The 16350-nt window shown below is 65.9% G+C and carries 16 protein-coding genes and 1 pseudogene; 11 read left to right on the top strand and 6 right to left on the bottom strand.

All coding sequences use genetic code 11. The features are described 5' to 3' along the window. Window positions 1-26 precede the first annotated feature (26 nt). From ON33_RS26605 to ON33_RS26585, 5 genes are all read left to right on the top strand, one after another. Window positions 27-488 (top strand): QcrA and Rieske domain-containing protein, encoded by a 462-nt coding sequence (locus tag ON33_RS26605; protein ID WP_051152833.1) that lies wholly within the window; start codon window positions 27-29, stop codon window positions 486-488. 335 nt (window positions 489-823) lie between these two features. Further along, entirely contained in the window at window positions 824-2497 is a 1674-nt protein-coding gene (locus ON33_RS44510) for an N-acetylmuramoyl-L-alanine amidase (protein WP_051152832.1), read from the top strand. 360 nt (window positions 2498-2857) lie between these two features. Continuing rightward, the gene (locus tag ON33_RS42570) at window positions 2858-3091 is read left to right on the top strand and encodes a hypothetical protein (protein ID WP_174391576.1); all 234 of its coding nucleotides are present in this window, start codon (window positions 2858-2860) and stop codon (window positions 3089-3091) included. Between the two features lie 106 nt (window positions 3092-3197). After that, window positions 3198-4202 carry an AurF N-oxygenase family protein gene (locus ON33_RS26590; RefSeq protein ID WP_040861823.1) on the top strand — a complete coding sequence of 335 codons (1005 nt, stop codon included), beginning with the start codon at window positions 3198-3200 and terminating at the stop codon, window positions 4200-4202. A 16-nt stretch (window positions 4203-4218) separates the two neighbouring features. Further along, window positions 4219-5802, top strand: a complete 1584-nt coding sequence (locus ON33_RS26585) for an FAD-dependent oxidoreductase (RefSeq protein WP_040861822.1) — start codon at window positions 4219-4221, stop codon at window positions 5800-5802. 437 nt (window positions 5803-6239) lie between these two features. On the opposite strand, the gene ON33_RS26580 is transcribed toward ON33_RS26585, so the two are convergent. Next, a complete protein-coding gene (locus ON33_RS26580; RefSeq protein WP_040861821.1) occupies window positions 6240-6446 on the bottom strand; it encodes a hypothetical protein in 207 nt (68 codons plus the stop codon). A 682-nt stretch (window positions 6447-7128) separates the two neighbouring features. Here ON33_RS26580 and mraY point away from each other — a divergent pair. The 3 genes from mraY (at window position 7129) to ON33_RS26565 (ending at window position 9820) form a co-directional block, all read left to right on the top strand. Further along, window positions 7129-8205 (top strand): phospho-N-acetylmuramoyl-pentapeptide-transferase, encoded by a 1077-nt coding sequence (mraY, locus tag ON33_RS26575; RefSeq protein ID WP_040861820.1) that lies wholly within the window; start codon window positions 7129-7131, stop codon window positions 8203-8205. 197 nt (window positions 8206-8402) lie between these two features. Beyond that, window positions 8403-8891: a DinB family protein gene (locus tag ON33_RS26570; protein WP_040861819.1), complete on the top strand. Its 489-nt coding sequence runs from the start codon at window positions 8403-8405 to the stop codon at window positions 8889-8891. A 515-nt stretch (window positions 8892-9406) separates the two neighbouring features. Next, window positions 9407-9820 (top strand): hypothetical protein, encoded by a 414-nt coding sequence (locus ON33_RS26565; RefSeq protein ID WP_157184746.1) that lies wholly within the window; start codon window positions 9407-9409, stop codon window positions 9818-9820. Here the strand turns inward: ON33_RS26565 and ON33_RS26560 are convergent. After that, window positions 9801-10460, bottom strand: coding sequence for a sensor domain-containing protein (locus ON33_RS26560; protein WP_040861817.1), 660 nt, complete (start codon window positions 10458-10460; stop codon window positions 9801-9803). The genes ON33_RS26565 and ON33_RS26560 overlap by 20 nt on opposite strands. Before the next feature lie 124 nt (window positions 10461-10584). Between ON33_RS26560 and ON33_RS43580 the strand changes: the two are divergent. Beyond that, window positions 10585-10751: pseudogene (locus ON33_RS43580) on the top strand (IS3 family transposase); the annotation flags it as partial. A 624-nt stretch (window positions 10752-11375) separates the two neighbouring features. Next, window positions 11376-11870 (top strand): DUF4232 domain-containing protein, encoded by a 495-nt coding sequence (locus ON33_RS26555; protein ID WP_157184745.1) that lies wholly within the window; start codon window positions 11376-11378, stop codon window positions 11868-11870. 559 nt (window positions 11871-12429) lie between these two features. On the opposite strand, the gene ON33_RS26550 is transcribed toward ON33_RS26555, so the two are convergent. Further along, entirely contained in the window at window positions 12430-12858 is a 429-nt protein-coding gene (locus ON33_RS26550) for a hypothetical protein (RefSeq protein ID WP_040861816.1), read from the bottom strand. 546 nt (window positions 12859-13404) lie between these two features. Beyond that, entirely contained in the window at window positions 13405-13626 is a 222-nt protein-coding gene (locus ON33_RS41670) for a hypothetical protein (RefSeq protein ID WP_157184744.1), read from the bottom strand. A gap of 635 nt (window positions 13627-14261) precedes the next feature. On the opposite strand from ON33_RS41670, the gene ON33_RS44505 reads away from it, so the two are divergent. Next, window positions 14262-14585: a ricin-type beta-trefoil lectin domain protein gene (locus tag ON33_RS44505; protein ID WP_157184743.1), complete on the top strand. Its 324-nt coding sequence runs from the start codon at window positions 14262-14264 to the stop codon at window positions 14583-14585. 617 nt (window positions 14586-15202) lie between these two features. Here ON33_RS44505 and ON33_RS26545 read toward each other — a convergent pair. After that, window positions 15203-15760, bottom strand: coding sequence for a hypothetical protein (locus ON33_RS26545; protein ID WP_157184742.1), 558 nt, complete (start codon window positions 15758-15760; stop codon window positions 15203-15205). A gap of 24 nt (window positions 15761-15784) precedes the next feature. Beyond that, a complete protein-coding gene (locus ON33_RS26540) occupies window positions 15785-16291 on the bottom strand; it encodes a hypothetical protein (protein WP_169336845.1) in 507 nt (168 codons plus the stop codon). Between the last annotated feature and the right edge of the window lie 59 nt (window positions 16292-16350).

The following is a 16350-nucleotide window of genomic DNA, read 5'->3' as shown; positions in this document are numbered from 1 at the left end:
GTTCGGCCTCGAGCTAGGAGTTACCGATGACCGATACCACCCCGGCACCCGGCGGGTTCCGCATGGACCGCCGGACCGCCCTGGCCACCACCGCGGTCGCCGCGACCGCGCTCACGGCCGTAGCCTGCAGCAGCACCACCGACAAGCCCGCCTCGGCCGCGCCCAATGCGGTTCCGGCCAAGAACGATCCGGCCCAGGCCAAGAAGCAGGGCGCGGTCCTTGCGAATACCAGCGACGTTCCGGTAGGCGGCGGCATCATCACCGGTGACACCGTCATCACCCAGCCCGTCGCCGGCACCTTCGACGGGTTCTCGTCGACCTGTACGCATCTGGGTTGCAAGGTGAATGCCGTCGAGGACGGCCTGATCAAATGCCCGTGCCACGGCAGCACCTTCCACCTGGACGGGACGGTCGCCGGCGGTCCCGCGCCGCGCGCGCTGGACCCGCGGGCCATCAGCGTCAACGGGGATCAGATCGTCTCCGCCTGACGCACCTGCCACCGACTTGACCGCCCCCGCACCCTTCGATGTGCGGGGGCGGATTCGTGTCGGCGCGTCGTGCGGTTCTGCGCTGGCGTGTCGTCCTGATTTCGCGCGGGCGCGTCGTCCGGATCGGGGCGGGGGAGTGCGCGATAGTGGCTGTAGTGGTCTTTTGCTCATTGCGCCCGGTCATGCTGAGAATGCTGGGTTTCGGACGTCTGACCACTGGTAACGGTTCCATCACGAAGCTTGCCAGAAAGTAACTGATGTTGTCAGAGTGGCCAAATGGGTCTGGTGTTACTAGTGGGAAGGGAGGGGCGCTCAGCCCCGAGCGCCGTCCGCTTATGAAGCCAAGCATCACTAAGGCCGGAATCTGCACCGCCGTCACCGCGGCGGCCATCACCACCGTGGCCGGGATCGTCCCGGTCGCCGCCCTGGCCGCGCCCGCGCTGCCGGAGCTGCCCCAGAAGCTCGCCGGGAAGACCATCTTCCTGGACCCGGGCCATCAGGGCGCCAATCACACCCAGGACGAGAACAAGCAGGTCAGTGACGGTCGCGGCGGCACCAAAGCGTGCCAGACCACCGGCATGACGACCCTGCACGGCATAGCCGAACACACCATCAACTGGAACGTCGCGCAACTGGTGCGCACCTCGCTCGAGGGCCTGGGCGCGCACGTGGTCATGAGTCGCCCCGACGACACCGGCTGGGGTGGCTGCATCGACGATCGGGCCAAGGCCGCCAATGCCTCCGGCGCCGACATCGCACTCAGCATCCACGCCGACAGCGGTCCCGCAGACGGGCACGGCTTCCATCTCATCGTGCCGGCGCTGCCCGTCGCCGATGCCAAGGTCAACGACGTGCAGTCGGGCGCCGGGCTGGCCGCCTCCAAGGCCATGCGGGACGCCTACGTGCAGAGTGGGTATCAGGTCGCCACCTACAACGGCGCGGTCGACGGGCTTCAGACTCGCTCCGACATCGCCGGGCCCGCGCTGACCACCGTCCCCGACGTGTTCCTCGAAATGGGCAACGGCGCCAATGCCGAGGACGCGCAGCAGCTGGAAACCCCCGAGGGACAGCTCAAGCACGCTGTCACCATCACCACGGGTATCGCGTCCTATCTGCTCGGCGTGCCGGTGCCCGCCGACACCGGCAAGGCGTCCGAGCCGGGAACGCAACCGGGACAGCAGGTTCCGGCGCAGCCCGCCGATGCGCAGCCGACGGCCACACCGGCGCAGCCCGTGCCGGCTCCGACGCCGCAGGCTGTCGCTCCCGCGGAACAGAATCCGGTTCCGGCGCAACAGAAACCGGCACCGACACCGCAGACGCCGCAGGCGGCGGCTCCGCAGTCGCAACCGGTGGTGGTGCCGGCGCAGGCGCCGCAGACCACCGTTCCGGCGGTTCCGGCCCAGCCGGGACAGACTCCGGCCCAGCCGGGACAGCTGCCCGGATCGACGGCTCCCGCGCCGGCACAGCAGAATTCAGTTCCGGCGCAACAGAATCCGGTCCCGGCGCAGCAGCAGCCGGGTGAGGCGACGCTCGAGAGCGGACTGCAGATCGTCCAGCTGCTCGCCGATCAGTTCCTGAACAGCTGGGAACAGTCGCAGCTGCCCGGTGCGCAGCCGAAGTCCGGTCCGCAACCCGGTGCCCAGCCGCAGGCGGCCCAGCCCGGGCAGTCCAAGCCCGCGGCGCGGGCGATCGCGGATCAGCGTGCGCCGCAACAGCCGGGCAAACCGCAACAGCCGGGCACTACCGGCGGTCCGATGACGGTCACGCCGGGTCTCCAGGGTTCGCAGTCGACTCCGGGGGCACAGGCCCCGGCGTTCGACAAGAATTCCAAGTCCAACGGGCTGGGCGTGACCTCCGTGAGCACGCTGGTGCAGATGGCCGTCAAGTTGCTCGGCCCGCTGGCCAAGATGCTCACGGGCGATTCGGGTCTCGCTCCCGATCTGCTCAACCTGGCCTACAGCGTCGTGTCGGTGCTGAGCAACACGCTGCTCAGCAGCGCTGCGAAGTAATCCCGCACCACCCGGCTACTGATCGCCCCCGCTCCGGATCGCTCGGAGCGGGGGCGATTGTCGTCTACTCCAGGCCCATCCGACGCGTTGACCTCCACTGTCCCGTATCGGGCGAACAGCCGAGCTCGCGCAAACCTTGCGCCATCCGAAGGCGCGCGGGCTGATTCGCGGTCACCTGCCTGGACAGCACTGTTGTGTGGCGTAACGGCGCAGGTGCGGACAATCTCGTGTCCGGTGGTTGGGACGCCGATGCGGGTGAGTTGCGCAATGAGCACATTCGCCGTTCGCTGGCGCTGGTCTATCGGTGCCTGCGCGTCGTGGATGTGACCATGGCCGATGTGGATCGGATCCTGGTGGTCGGTGGCGCAGGTGCTCGCCAAGGAACTGGCGCGTCCGGTGGTGGCCTCGGACCCGGAGCGGACGATCGCCGACGGTGCCGCCATCGCGTCCCGGCAGGCGCTGATCGACCAGGATCCGGGCCCTCGCCGGCCGCATTCACTGACGGGCATGCTCCGGCGTGTCACCAGGGCAGCAGCGCTTTGCGGTGATCATTTGTCCTGCTACTCGCCGGTTCGCCGCGGCCGCGCGTGCTAATCGGTGCTAGCTCGTGCAAGCATCGTGCGGACGAGCTGTTGACGCCTCTCCTATTTGGTGTAACTATGGGGTACACATAACGCCACTGACTGGAGAGGTGACGACGATGTCTCCGACCACGACCCCCCTTGACGACCCCGTGGTTGCCGAAGCTCAGGAGTACGCCAACAAGCTGCTGCTGCTCTCGGAAGGGTCGGTGAACAAGCACTTCGACCCCTACGAGGACATCGACTGGGACAACCCGGACTTCGACGCCGACGCCCGCCCCGAGCGCTGGATCCTGCCGGAGTCCGCGGACCCGCTCGGCCGCCACGACTGGTACCAGTCGCTGACGGTGGACCAGCAGATCGCGGTCGGCAAGTACCGCCAGGCCAATATCGCCAAGGTCGGCCTGCAGTTCGAGTCCATCCTGATCAGCGGCATGGTGAACCACACCTTCGCGCTGCCCAACGGTGACGCGGAATTCCGCTACTGCACCCATGAGATGGCCGAGGAACTCAACCACACCCTGATGTTCCAGGAGATGGTGAACCGCATCGGCGTGGACGTTCCAGGCATGGGCCCGCTGGTCCGCCAGCTGCGCCTACTCGGCGTGCCGGTCGCGATCGCGTTCCCGAACCTGTTCTTCATGGCCGTGCTCGCCGGCGAGGAGCCGATCGATCACATCCAGAAGCAGATCCTGCGTTCGGGTGAGGAGGTGCACCCGATCATGCGCGGCGTCATGAGCATTCACGTCGCCGAGGAGGCGCGCCACATCTCCTTCGCGCACGAGTTCCTCAAGCACCATGTGCCCGAGCGGAATGCGGCCAACCGCTTCATCCTCTCGATCGCCATGCCGATCATCATGTTCATCCTGGGCCGCTCCATCGCAACCCCGCCGAAGAAGTTCTTCCAGGAGTTCGACATTCCGGAGCAGGTGCGCAAGGAGCTGTTCTACGGCTCCAAGGAGGCCAGGCAGGTCTTCAGCGACTACTTCGTCGACGTGCGCGCGCTGGCCCACGAGATCGGTCTGATGAACCCGATCTCCAAGCGGGTCTGGAAGCTGCTGGGCATCGACGGCCCGGGCTCGCGCTACCGCTCGGAGCCGATCCGCTCCGGCAAGGTCGCGTAGGGAAGGGGGACGTACAGTGCCGTACGTTGTCACCCAATCCTGTTGCAGCGACGCGTCCTGCGTCTACGCCTGCCCGGTCAACTGCATCCATCCGACTCCCGACGAGCCGGACTTCCTGACCGCGGAAATGCTCTACGTCGACCCGCAGGCCTGTGTGGACTGCGGGGCGTGCGCCACCGCGTGCCCGGTGGACGCCATCACCTCGTCGAAGAAGCTGACCAAGGAGCAGCTGCCCTTCATCGAGATCAATGCCGACTTCTACCGGCAGGAGCGGCCGCGGCCGCTGCTGGCCATGCCGATTCCGGCGGCGGAGGTCAAGCCCGGGCGTGAACCGCTGCGGGTGGCGGTCGTCGGCTCCGGGCCCTCGGCCATGTACGCGGCCGACGAACTGCTCACCCAGCCCGGTGTCGCCGTGACCGTGTTCGACAGATTGACCACGCCGTACGGCTTGGCCCGCTTCGGTGTCGCGCCCGATCACACCAAGACCCGCAAGGTCGGGGACCTCTACGACGTGATCTCGGCGCAGCCGGGCTTCGGGTCCTACCTGAACGTGAATGTGGGACAGCACGTCTCGCACGAGGAACTGCTGGCGCATCACCACGCGGTGATCTACGCGGTCGGCGCGTCCTCGGACCGCAAGCTCGGGATTCCGGGTGAGGGGCTGCCGGGCAGCACCTCCGCCACCGACTTCGTGGCCTGGTACAACGGGCACCCGGACCAGGCGGGCCGGTTCTTCGATCTGTCGCACGAGCGCGCGGTGATCGTCGGCAACGGCAATGTGGCGCTGGACGTCGCCCGCATTCTCACCACCGATCCGGAGCTGCTGGTCGCCACCGATGTGTCGCAGCGGGCGCTGAATGCCCTGCGGCGCAGCAATATCGAGGAAGTCGTGATCCTGGGCCGGCGCGGCCCGGCCGAATCCGCCTTCACCGTGCCGGAATTCGTGGGCCTGCTGGGCGCGGATGTCGACATCGTGGTCGAGGGGGAGATCCCCGAGATCGTCGAGGGCATGTCGCAGAAGGTCGAGCACAAGCTGAAGCTGTTGCGCGGCTTGGCCGATCGGCCGGTGGGCGGGCGCAAGCGCATCGTCTTCCGGTACCTGTCGGCGCCGGTCGCCATCGCGGGCGTGGACCGGGTGACCGGGGTCGAGGTGGTGCGCAACGAACTCGTCACCGGCGATGACGGTGCGGTGCACGCAGTTCCGACCGAGGCCGTCGAAACCATCGACGCCGGGCTGGTACTCACCTCGGTGGGCTACCGGGGTGCGGCCCTGCCGGGTGTGCCGTTCGACGAGCGGGCCGGGGTCATCCCGAACATGGACGGCCGGGTGCTCGAGGAGTCGGGCGGTTCGGTGGTGCCGGGCGCGTATGTCACCGGCTGGATCAAGCGTGGCCCGACCGGGTTCATCGGTACCAACAAGTCGTGCGCGCAGCAGACCGTGCGTCAGCTGGTGGACGACTTCAATGCGGGCCGACTGGCCCAACCGGCCTGCAGCGCAGGCGATTTCGACCGACTGGTCGGCGAGCGTCAGCCGCACGCCATCCGTGGCGGCGCGGTCAACCGCCCCCGCCGCAAGCTTCCCCTGATGGTGCGCCGCTGACCCCACCCCGGTCAGCGCCGCGCCATGAAGGCCGCCGTACGCCACCCCCTGGGCGTGCGGCGGCCTTCGCCTTTGCGAAGCTCCGGGGGTGCGGCAGCTGCGAATTGCGGCTGCTGTGATCGCGTTGGTGTCAGCTGGGCTCTCGGTGCGGTGACATTTCTCGACAGCAACAGTCGAGCGTCGATGTCCGACATGCTCAGTGCGCCATGGCAGGAGCTGGCAGACGAGTGCACAGGGTTGAAGACGGCAGACCACTGGCACCGGGGTCGTGGAACATCGGCGAGGAACCCCCGATGCCTCGATGTGGTTGTCCGACTGCGGCAGCGAGCAGCTGACCGGCAGCCTCCACCATGACCCCGCCCTCTTTCCCGCCCAGCACTGTTGTCGTCGCGGAGCACGTTGCCCCAGTTGTACCTAGCGGTACCGACAGATCCGGCTCACAGCGCCTCATCCGGATCGAACAGCGCCGGTTGCCTGCCGATCGGCAGCGCGAGCCGCACTGCGTCGGCGTCCCAGCCATCGCGCACTGCGTCGCGCAGCGCTCGCGACCGCTCGGCCCGCGTCAGGCCATCGTGCTGCCAGGTCGCCGTGCGCCCCGGCGGCCGCGATGAAGCGCGCACCGCCGCCTGGTCCGAAGGCTCCACCGAGGCGGCAGTCTCCGAAGCCGCGCAGCGGCGTGGCCGCCTTCCGCCGCCGAATCATCAAGGCCGCCAACGCCGGGGGTGCGCGATGACCGCCATCGTGCGCGTGCTCGGCAGCCGCGGAGCTGGCCGCGTCGTTCGCGGTCAGCAGGCTCTCGACTAGGAGCTGCCGGCGTTGAGCAGTCGATCCAACTGGCTGCAGAACGGGGTCTCGCGGGGCGGTGACCCGGCGGGGGCGCGGCCTTCCGCATGTCGTGGTGACCGAACCGGCCGGCCCGGGGCACCTCGGAAGATCAATGGGCCGCGAGCATCTCGGACGGCTGCCCGACCGCCGACAGTGCAGGTAATGCCGAATGCCGTGCGACCGGTCGAATCCCGCACAATCCGCTGTAGAAAGGCAATTTCGCGCCAATTCCTCAGCTGTAGTGAACGTTTAGAACAGGTGGGTTGGCCGTTCATGTCCGCGTGGCAGCGCACTGTCCTGCCGCGTAGCGCGCTGACTACTTCGGCCAGAGGGCCCTGTCGGGCGCGAAGCCCCCGGCTTGGAAGCTCCCCGGGCGCGGATCGCGGCGTGGGTGCCCCTGAGCGACGCGTGCCCATCCCCTACGCCTCGCTACCATTCATACCGTTTGTGTTCGTGTCGGATTTGCCGGGCCACAGGCTCGGTAGCGGATCGGTGGGGCGGATGAGACAGATCCTGTTTGCAGTGGCGATTGCCTTGGCGGTGTCGATCACCTTGACGCCGTTGCTGGTTCGCTGGTTCACCCGGGCGAAGATGGGGCAGGAGATCCGGCAGGAAGGCCCCTCGAGCCACCAAGCGAAGCGCGGCACACCGACCATGGGCGGCATCGCCATCGTTGCCGGTATGTGGGCCGGTTATCTGGGGTCGCATCTGATCGGGCTGCGCTACGACGCGCCGGGCGTGACGGCCTCAGGGTTGCTGGTGCTCGGATTGGCCACGGCGATGGGGCTGGTCGGGTTCCTCGACGACTTCATCAAGCTATACAAGCGTCGCAACCTTGGGCTCACCGCGAAGGGCAAATACATCGGCCAGTTCGGTGCCGCAATCGTTTTCGGCATCCTCGCACTGCGATTCCCCGACAGCACCGGGCTGACCCCAGCCAGCCGACACATTTCGATCATGCGGGACCTGAGCTGGCTGTCGCTCGTGCCTGTGCTGTTCGTGCTGTGGGCCTGCTTCCTGGTAGCCGCCTGGTCTAACGCAGTGAACATCACTGACGGACTCGACGGGTTGGCCGCAGGATCCATGGCACTAACCCTGGGCGCCTATGTGTTGATCACGTTCTGGCAGTACCTCAACTCCTGCACCACTCGCCCTGGCGCAGGCTGCTACACGGTGCGCGACCCGCTGGACCTGGCACTCATCTGCGCCGCGACAGCAGCGGCATGCGTGGGATTCCTGTGGTGGAACGCAGCACCAGCGAAAATCTTCATGGGCGACACCGGATCCCTCGCCTTGGGCGGGCTGCTCGCCGGGCTGTCGATCACGACCCGCACCGAACTGCTGATGGTAGTCATCGGCGCCTTGTTCTGCGCCGAGATCCTCTCGGTGCTGTTGCAGATCGTCGTGTTCCGCAAAACCGGTCGACGGTTGTTCCTCATCGCGCCGATGCACCACCACTTCGAACTCAGTAGCTGGCCCGAAACCACCGTCTCCATCCGCTTCTGGCTCCTCGCCGGACTGTCCGCGGCCGCCGGTCTGATGCTGTTCTACGGCGAGCACCTCTCCGTCACTGGCTGACCCGGTGAACGCACTCGTCTGCCGAATGCCGCGCTGACCGAACCGGCCAGCGCGCGGTATCGGAAGAGCAACGGGCAGAGCGCCGTACGACCGCCGGCAGAGCGCGCTTCTGCCGAGTTACGGATAGTTTCTGTGCCGCCATATCCTTCGCCCGGCGGGCTACGCTGATCCAACCAGACCAAAGGATCGAGTCGACAATGACCTGGTCGAGACCACGAACCATTATCGGCGATGAACGTCGGCTGCTCGAGAACATGCTCGACCGCAACCGGGCCGAATTGGTCAACACGCTGCGCGGCCTGTCGGAAGAAGGTGCCCGCCGCCGCCTCGTTGCATCGATGACCACCCCGATCGGACTGCTCAAGCACGCCGCAGTAGCTCAGCGGATCTGGTTCCAGCACATCCTGGCGGGAGTACCCGAGAGCGAATGCGACGGGGGCACGACGCCGGGCGATGCCAGTTTCATCGTCGGCGAGAACGAAACGGTGGCCGACGTGATCGCCGAATTCGACCGCGGCAGCGAACGTTCCCGAGCGATCGCCGCCGACTTCGACCTCGACGACATCCGGACGCACCCTCGCCTCGGCGAGGTGAGCCTGCGATTCATCTACCTGTTCCTGATCGAGGACTTCGCACGTCATGCCGGCCACGGTGACATCCTGCGCGAGCAGATCGAACATCCGTAAGCATTGTGCGGCACAACAATCCGACTACGGTCAATGCAAGTGATCTATGCCGCGTAGCGCGCTGACCGAACCGGCCAGCGGGGCGCCGACGGGCGGAACCTGTTGCGGTGCAGAATGTCCGGAACTGCCGATTCCAGAGTGTTTGGACACACGTGCGGGCGAGTTGAAGGCGGACAACCGAAACTGTGAAGGGGCCGCCGGCCTTGATTCGGGCGTCCGGGTCGGGGTTGGCCAGCCAGAGGGTGCCCAGGGAGATCGCGTCGGCCACACTGGATTCCCGGGTCTCGGTGACGGCTTCGGCGGTGGCAGGGAAGGTCGTGGGTGGGTGCGGGTTGAGGATGAGGGTGCTGGGCCAGGCGGCCCGGAGTTTGCTGCAACCTCTACCGCGGCACCCACATCGGCTACACCGACCACCTGACCCTCGCCTAACCCGCCCGCGGTGGACCGCCGGTGCCGCGGGTGCGGAGTCCGTGATCTGATGCGTAGTATCGGGCGTGGTAAAAAGTGTTGCAGCCGTGGTCAGTTTGGCTTTTCTGGGTGGGTTGGCGGCCACAGTGGGGGCCCTCAGTGCAGTTCATGCCCTGCGTGACGGTTACAGCGCCGGCTTCGCCGACGTGTACACCGTCATGCCACGGGGATGGTTGCGCGGCTACTACTGGCTGGCAGCCGTTTTCGATCCGACCGCAGCGCTCCTACTGATCGTCGGTGGGATCCTGCTGATCGTGCGCCGAGGACCAGGACAGATCCTGGTGATGGCAGGTTGTGCCCTGGTGATCGTGCTGGGCGTCTTCGGAGCAGTCGTCAAACCGGACCTCCTCGGTACCGGCCCGGCAGGATTCATGGACCACGTGATCCGCCTTGCCCTGCTCGGCTTTCCGATCGTCACGATCGCCTTGGCGAAACACCGCCTCACCCGCCGACCCGTTTGACGACCGTGTCCGCGACGGCACCCGCATCGCCGTCCGCCAACTCGATCTCGATCACGGCGGTGGGCGTGACCCGTACGGCGCAGTTCCATTGCCGGTCCACCACCTGCGGATTCAGCGAATGATATGTCCACTCCGCAGCATTCGGCCGGGTACGAACACTGTCGATAAGGACAGTCGCGCCCGCAGTGCCGGTCGTGATCTTCGTTCCCGCGCATGCCTGGAGCGCCGTCGTGATCGCGGCAACGGCGCTCGAACCGGTCGAACGATAGAGCGCGACAGCTTCGTAACTCGAGGTGTTCTGGCCGGTCCCTCTGTCGATCTGCCGTTTTCGGAATGCGGTGAAGTCCGATCCATACAGCTGCTGGAACCCGATCCCAGCCAACACCGCGCAGGTTTCCGGGCGGATACCGGCGAGGTGCTCCATCGCGTCGGCCGGAACGGTCTTCTGATCCTTGGTGTAGTCGGCGGCCATCGCGGCGTAGGTGGCTGAGTCGATGGTCTTCGCCTTGACAGGATTGATGATCTGGTCAACATCCTTGGGCGCCAACAGCAGTGCCTCGATATCGGTCCCCGAACCGGTCGATCCTGCCGGTCCACACCCTGTCAGCGCGAACACTGCCGCAACGACCGCCACCTTCACAGTGATCGATGATTCTCCCACGGCCACAGTCGCCCCCCGTTCCGATCTCGATTGCAAACTACGTCAGCCGAACTCGAAACCGCGAGAAGACAAGCAGGTCCGATCGCCCTATCCGGTCTCCGTCTCCGTCCTCGATCGCCGACCCTGGTGCAGCCGTGAAGATTGCGCATCGCGATTGTCACCTGGATCGAACGGACCTACCACCGCCGTCGACGTCAAACCATCGTCGGCCGTTTGACGCCGATCGAATACGAGACCATCATGACCCCACCGGCCAGTCAGGCCGCGTGACCGAACCTGTCACCTGATCGTGCAGCAGTCCCAAACGACCAGGCTCGTCGTTCGCATCGAGAAGGTCAGGGGTTCGATTCCCCTTAGCTCCGCAGAACCGCATGCGGCTCTGCGGCTTTCGTTGCAGTGCGCGAACCGGAGGTGTTCATGGTCGCGCGTTCCACTCGCACAACCCGGCTATCGCAGCGACATCGTCACACTCTCCGGCGATGTCGGGCAGAGCGAGATAACTAGGATGAGCAGGTCGGCTCCGTCGGCGGCGGTGGTGACTTCGCGTTCGATACGGCCGGCCGCGCTACCTGAGCGCGGGGCCCGTCTGAGGCGTTCGGCGGCGTCGGTGCGGAGTTGGCGCGCCGATGCGGCGGCAACTCGTACCCAATGACGCCGGCCGTTTCGGCTGACCCGCGGAAGTCGCCGGTGCCGTGGCCTATCTCGCCAGCCGCTACGCCGACTACATCAGTGGCGCGACCATCCGGGTGAGCGGCGGCGCCATCCGGTCGGTGATCTGAGCGGAGTCGGGCGCCGCCTCCACCGAGGATGGCAGCGTTCAGCGGATCATTGGTCGTCCATAAGGTTGCTTCCGGAAGATCACTGTCGATCACGATGACGCGGGAGGATCGGCAAATGCGTTTCAGGGCAGTGGCTTCGGCAGTGCTGGTGGTGGCCGGGGCGGTAGTCCCCTGCATGGCGGCGCGACAGGCGCAGGCGGAAGAGCCGTGGTGCGGGGCCTCCCGGCTGGGGCTCACCGTGCAGCCCGAGCTCGGACAGCCCACCGGCAGTCAGCGCACCGCGAGTATCGTGCTGACGAACCTGTCCCAGGAATCCTGCGTCCTGCAAGGCTTCCCGGGAGTCGACCTGGCTGCGGTGGGCGACAATGGCCGCGCCTCGCTGCCCCGAACCACCGAACAGGGCCAACCGGTCCACCTGCCCCCGGGCGGTCAGGCCAAGAGCACCCTGACCTACGTAACCGGCACCGGTACCCCCACCGAAATCATCGTCACCCCACCCGATTCCACCACCCAACTGCATGCCGTCTGGCCCACCGCCCTGGGCTCGATCACGGTATGGCCTGAAGGCGCGACCCATCCGGGCACCTACATCGGTGCTCTGCGCGGCTGAGCGCTTGCCGTTTGTGCGCGTTCTGCCGCGCCAATCGTGCGCTTCTCGCCGACACCTACACAGGGCGTCAACCTGCGCGTTGTTGATGAGTCGGCCGATTGATCCGCAGTTGATTCGTTGCAGCCGGGCAGGTGGCGCGGTTGCGATCACCGGACACCTCCAGCCTCGCCCGGCCGGGTGCCGACCGCCCGGATCATGATGTCCGGCCCGTCGACCAGGACCGCGCGGTTCGTATGCTGGTCCGTCAGGTCCACTCAGCGAAAACCGCCCGTGAACTCAGACCCGGCCCTACCTACTCTTTTCTAGAAGCCGCATACCGCGCTGATCGCACCGGCCAGCGCGGAGCGGCTGGTGGTAGGAACCAGGTGCGGTGCAGAGCATCCGCTATTGCCGAGTTTGAGGGCATTGGCCGGATCATCTGGACGCATCGGACGACGGCTTCGGATCTTCGACGAGCCGGACCGCACGAGCGGACGGTGGCGCGCCGCGATCCTCGGTGATCACCGCGGCGCGACACCCCGGCCGATCGGAGATACGTCTCCTACCCGAAGGGCGAAGCTCAGGAGCCGAAGCTGCCGGTGGACGCGCCGCCCGCTGTGGTGCAGCTCGGATTGGTCGGTTGCGGGTCGAGTGTGGTGCCGGCGGGCGCGGCGACCACGGTCACCGTGATGGACTGTGAGCTGCCGCCCTCTTTCGCCACGAGCGTGTGGGAGCCGAGGGTGGTGGGCTGCCAGTAGATGTAGCTGTAGTTCTGCAGCGGATTCTGTTGGCTGGCCCCCACGATCGTCGAGCCGATGCACTGCCCGTTGTCGTACACCTGCACGTTGGGGCTGCCGCTGCCGAGTTCGGTGGTGTACACGGCGAACCAGTGGTTCTGGCCGACCGTAATCGGTTTGCCGTCCATGGTGCCGGGCTCGTATGCGATCGAGGTGACCGAGGCGCCCGCCGAGGGCGCCAGGAGGGTGGCCGTCGCGGCTACAGCCGCCAATCCCTGTGCTCCGCAAGCGATCCGGCGCACCCTACGACTGTTCAACTTCATTCTTCGAACTCCTGCTCGCGACCTTGCAACTCCGGGTCGTGAGGCACGGTAATCCCGACCGATTGTGAATCGAAGACGTTTCGGAAACCTGGTGTGCCCCGAATCTCTTGGGCAAAAGGACTGATGGCGAGACTTTTTCAGGCATGCCACTGCGTCTTGCAAGGCCGTTCGGACCGCCCAGGCGTCAGTCAGCCAATGCACGCACATGCCGCCATACCGAGCTGGCCGAACCGGCCAGCTCGGGGCGCCGGCGGCCGGAACTTGCTGCGCCGCAGAACGTCCGCTACTGCCGATGACCGAGTGGCTTGCCGCCCGGGAGATCGGCCCAGCTCCCGGTCTGCCACTCGATGGATCTGGCGGCGGATATGCTTTTTCGCGCGTCCACCCCTGCTGTGGATTGCGTCGGCTGGACGCTTCGGTGACTGGGGCACAGCCAGATTCGCTCACCGGCATGGCCCCGAAAGGTCGCCACGTGAATTCGCGGCAGTGGGGGAATCAGCGGGTGGCGTCAGGAACCCACATGTACCCGCTGATCCCGGTGTTGACGCAGATGACAGGTTCCCCGGTGTTCACATCCCACGTCGGATGCATCAACTCGCTGTGTGGACACCAGGTGTTCACTACCGGCGTCGCCGTCGCGGACGCCGACCCGGCCAATCCGATGACCGCCGCCGCAATGACTCCGCCGAGGACGGCTGTGCTCGCGAGTGCCTTCACTGTGTTTTCCCTTCGTCGTCTGACAAGACCACTCTGCGGGACGGCATTAACGAAATCTTGGAGTTCGCTTATCGACGGTTCGTACGATGCTCGACAACAGTTGGACGGCAACCGTTCGAAAACGATCGCCGATCGAACACACTCGCCTATCGAACTGCTCAGCCCGGACCGCCCACTTCACGAGGACAAACCCGGCACTTCGCTAGGGCTGTACGCATGACCGGCCGAACGGGTCACCGACACTGCCGCTCAGCTGAGGGCAACCCGTTCGAGACACCGCAAAGCAGAGGCGTGGCGCAGATCGCCTGTGCGCCATCCGAAGTCGGCATAGCTGAGGCTGTGGACGCGAGGCAGGATGATCGGGTCTCGGTGTCACGAAGGTGGCAATCAGTGAATGACGTTCTCGCACTCCGGTGTTCAATGTCGTACCCGTCGTCACCGATCAATCGCACTGATAAGCCATGACGCAGAGCCACGGCCCACTGACGCTGGACTCGAGGGGCGGAAGGCACATCGCAGCAGGGCTTTTCGTCAATTCTCGGGCTCAGAGAAACTGCCGAGACGGCGCCGGGTGGCTGTGCTAGCGTCCATCCGGAGTTGCTGCCAGTGGGGCTGCAACTGGAGGGGAAGAGAACGTGCTGAAAGGCATTCGTAGATCTGTCATTCTATTGCTGGCGGCTATCGCCGCATTGACTGTGGCGTCTACGGCGTCAGCTGACAGCCTGCAGATCCGTAGTGGTATGAATGGTTTCTGTCTCGATATCCAAGGGGCGAACCCTGATCCGGCACCAGTCGTCTCGTACCCGTGCAACGGTCAAGCCAATCAAGCCTGGTACAGGAATGGCGCGGAGATCCGTAGCAATCTGAATGACTTCTGCCTCGATATTCAGGGGGCGAACCCTGATCCGGCGCCGGTCGTCACGTACCCGTGCAACGGTCAAGCCAATCAACGCTGGTAAATCTATTGCGGGCGAAATCCGGAAGGTGCCTGACCTTAGGGTGGATCGCTCCGAACGCACTATTCTGCCGCGTACCGCGCTGACTGAACCGGCCAGCGCGGAGCGGCGGAAGATCAGCCAGCCCTGTTGAACCGAGGCGCGCGAACGGCGCGCAGAGCAAATCGAGGCAACTCAGAATCCCCGATGATCAGCACGACACCTGTTGGGATTTGCTACAGTCCCGCCAAAACCACTGAGCTGCAGAACCTCCGCTCGAACCGCTCGCCCGCCTGGTGACCCCCAGAGAAACCGGCCGTGGTCGAACTGGCCTTGGCCCTCCCGAGTCATCCATCCAGGGCCAGTGCTGACCAGCTCTCGATGCGAGTCCGGGCCGGTGGGCTGGACCTTTCGGGCACCGTCCCGGGATTGCTACACGCTTGGGCGCAGACCCGTTCTCTGCACTTGGCAAGCAGCTCCACCGAATCGGGCCACTGTGAGGCTTTCCCTGGATCGAGAATCCCCGCGCGGTGCACGCGGCTTTCGCGGACCTCATCGATCGCCTGACGAGCCCGGCCGGATAGGGCGGGGCGGTCCGATCGTGCCGGTATCGCGCATGTGGTACCGGCACTACGCCGGTATCAGAGGGAGGCGAGCTGGCAGGGCTTCGCCGCGGCGCTGCCGGCGGCGGCTGCGCCGCTGCTGCCAGTGATTGCGGCATTGGCCGGGCCGCCGTTGGCCACGCCGGTGTCGAAACTCTGCGTGCCGGCGCCGACGCTGCCCGTGATGAGATCACGCACCATCGCGCTCGGCGCGGAGACCGCCGGGCTGTAATCGGCCCCGGCGTTGCTGGTGACAGCCCCGTTGCTGTCCTTCTCGACGGCCTCGATGTGGAATGAGGTGTAGGCGCAGTCGAGGTTGAATTCGCTGTAGTAGCCGACACTGTCCTGGAAGGGGTTGAATCGTCCGTTGCTGTAGCCGAGCGGGTTTCCGTTGACGGTGATCCAGATCGGACCGGGATCTGTCACCCGTACGAACACGTGCGGTTGGGTGCACGCGCCGCCGGTCGCCGGGGCTGGGCAGGTCACGCTGACGAAGTTGATGGCGGCCGACGCTGGTGTCGCGGCCACCGCGAGACTGGCCGTCGCGGTGAGGGCCAGAGCTCCGAATCCTTTGCCCATCAGTGCTTTCCAGTGCATTCTGAAGTATCTCCTAGCTCGTTCTTACCCGACGACGTGGCAACCGTTCATGGCGGAACTGCCGGTGGCTGCCGCATCGCTGCTGCCGGCGCGGGCGTAGCCGGGCGCGGTGCCATTGGAACTGCCGTTGTAGAAACCCTGGACCCCGGCATCGAGACTGCCTGTGGCGAGGTCGCCGAGGATCACGCTCTGCCAGTTGTACTTCGGTGTGAAGTCGGCTGAGCCCTGGCTGATCGTGGTGCCGTTCGCGTCCTTCTCGGTGGCGACCACATGGAACGGCGTGTAGATGCAATCGAGCCACAGTTGTACGTAGTATCCGCCGGTACTGCTCGCCACCGGGGTGAAGGCGCCTTTCCCGAGCGCGTTCCCGTTGAGCGTGATCCATACCGGATTCGAATCCGTCACTGTCACGAACACATACGATTCGGTGCACGGCCCGTCGATTCCGCTGGCCGGACAGTACGCGCTGACGGCGGTGATGGCGGCCGAAGCCGGTGCTGCCGGTATGGCGAGGCCCGCGGCCACGCCCATCGCGAGCATCCCGATTCCTCTGCTGCCCAATGCTTTCCAATTCATTACTGTGGGGTCTC

The sequence above is a fragment of the Nocardia niigatensis NBRC 100131 genome (assembly GCF_000308655.1).
GTDB lineage: Bacteria > Actinomycetota > Actinomycetes > Mycobacteriales > Mycobacteriaceae > Nocardia > Nocardia niigatensis.
This window is presented reverse-complemented; position numbering and strand designations above follow the sequence as displayed.

Excerpts from the sequence above, each read along its gene's own strand:
- ON33_RS44510 (WP_051152832.1), top strand. The coding sequence starts at position 824 with ATGAAGCCAAGCATCACTAAGGCCGGAATCTGCACCGCCGTCACCGCG.
- ON33_RS26570 (WP_040861819.1), top strand. The coding sequence starts at position 8,403 with ATGACCTGGTCGAGACCACGAACCATTATCGGCGATGAACGTCGGCTG.
- ON33_RS26605 (WP_051152833.1), top strand. The coding sequence starts at position 27 with ATGACCGATACCACCCCGGCACCCGGCGGGTTCCGCATGGACCGCCGG.
- ON33_RS26540 (WP_169336845.1), bottom strand. The coding sequence starts at position 16,291 with ATGGGCGTGGCCGCGGGCCTCGCCATACCGGCAGCACCGGCTTCGGCC.
- mraY (WP_040861820.1), top strand. The coding sequence starts at position 7,129 with ATGAGACAGATCCTGTTTGCAGTGGCGATTGCCTTGGCGGTGTCGATC.
- ON33_RS26590 (WP_040861823.1), top strand. The coding sequence starts at position 3,198 with ATGTCTCCGACCACGACCCCCCTTGACGACCCCGTGGTTGCCGAAGCT.
- ON33_RS26545 (WP_157184742.1), bottom strand. The coding sequence starts at position 15,760 with ATGCACTGGAAAGCACTGATGGGCAAAGGATTCGGAGCTCTGGCCCTC.
- ON33_RS26555 (WP_157184745.1), top strand. The coding sequence starts at position 11,376 with ATGCGTTTCAGGGCAGTGGCTTCGGCAGTGCTGGTGGTGGCCGGGGCG.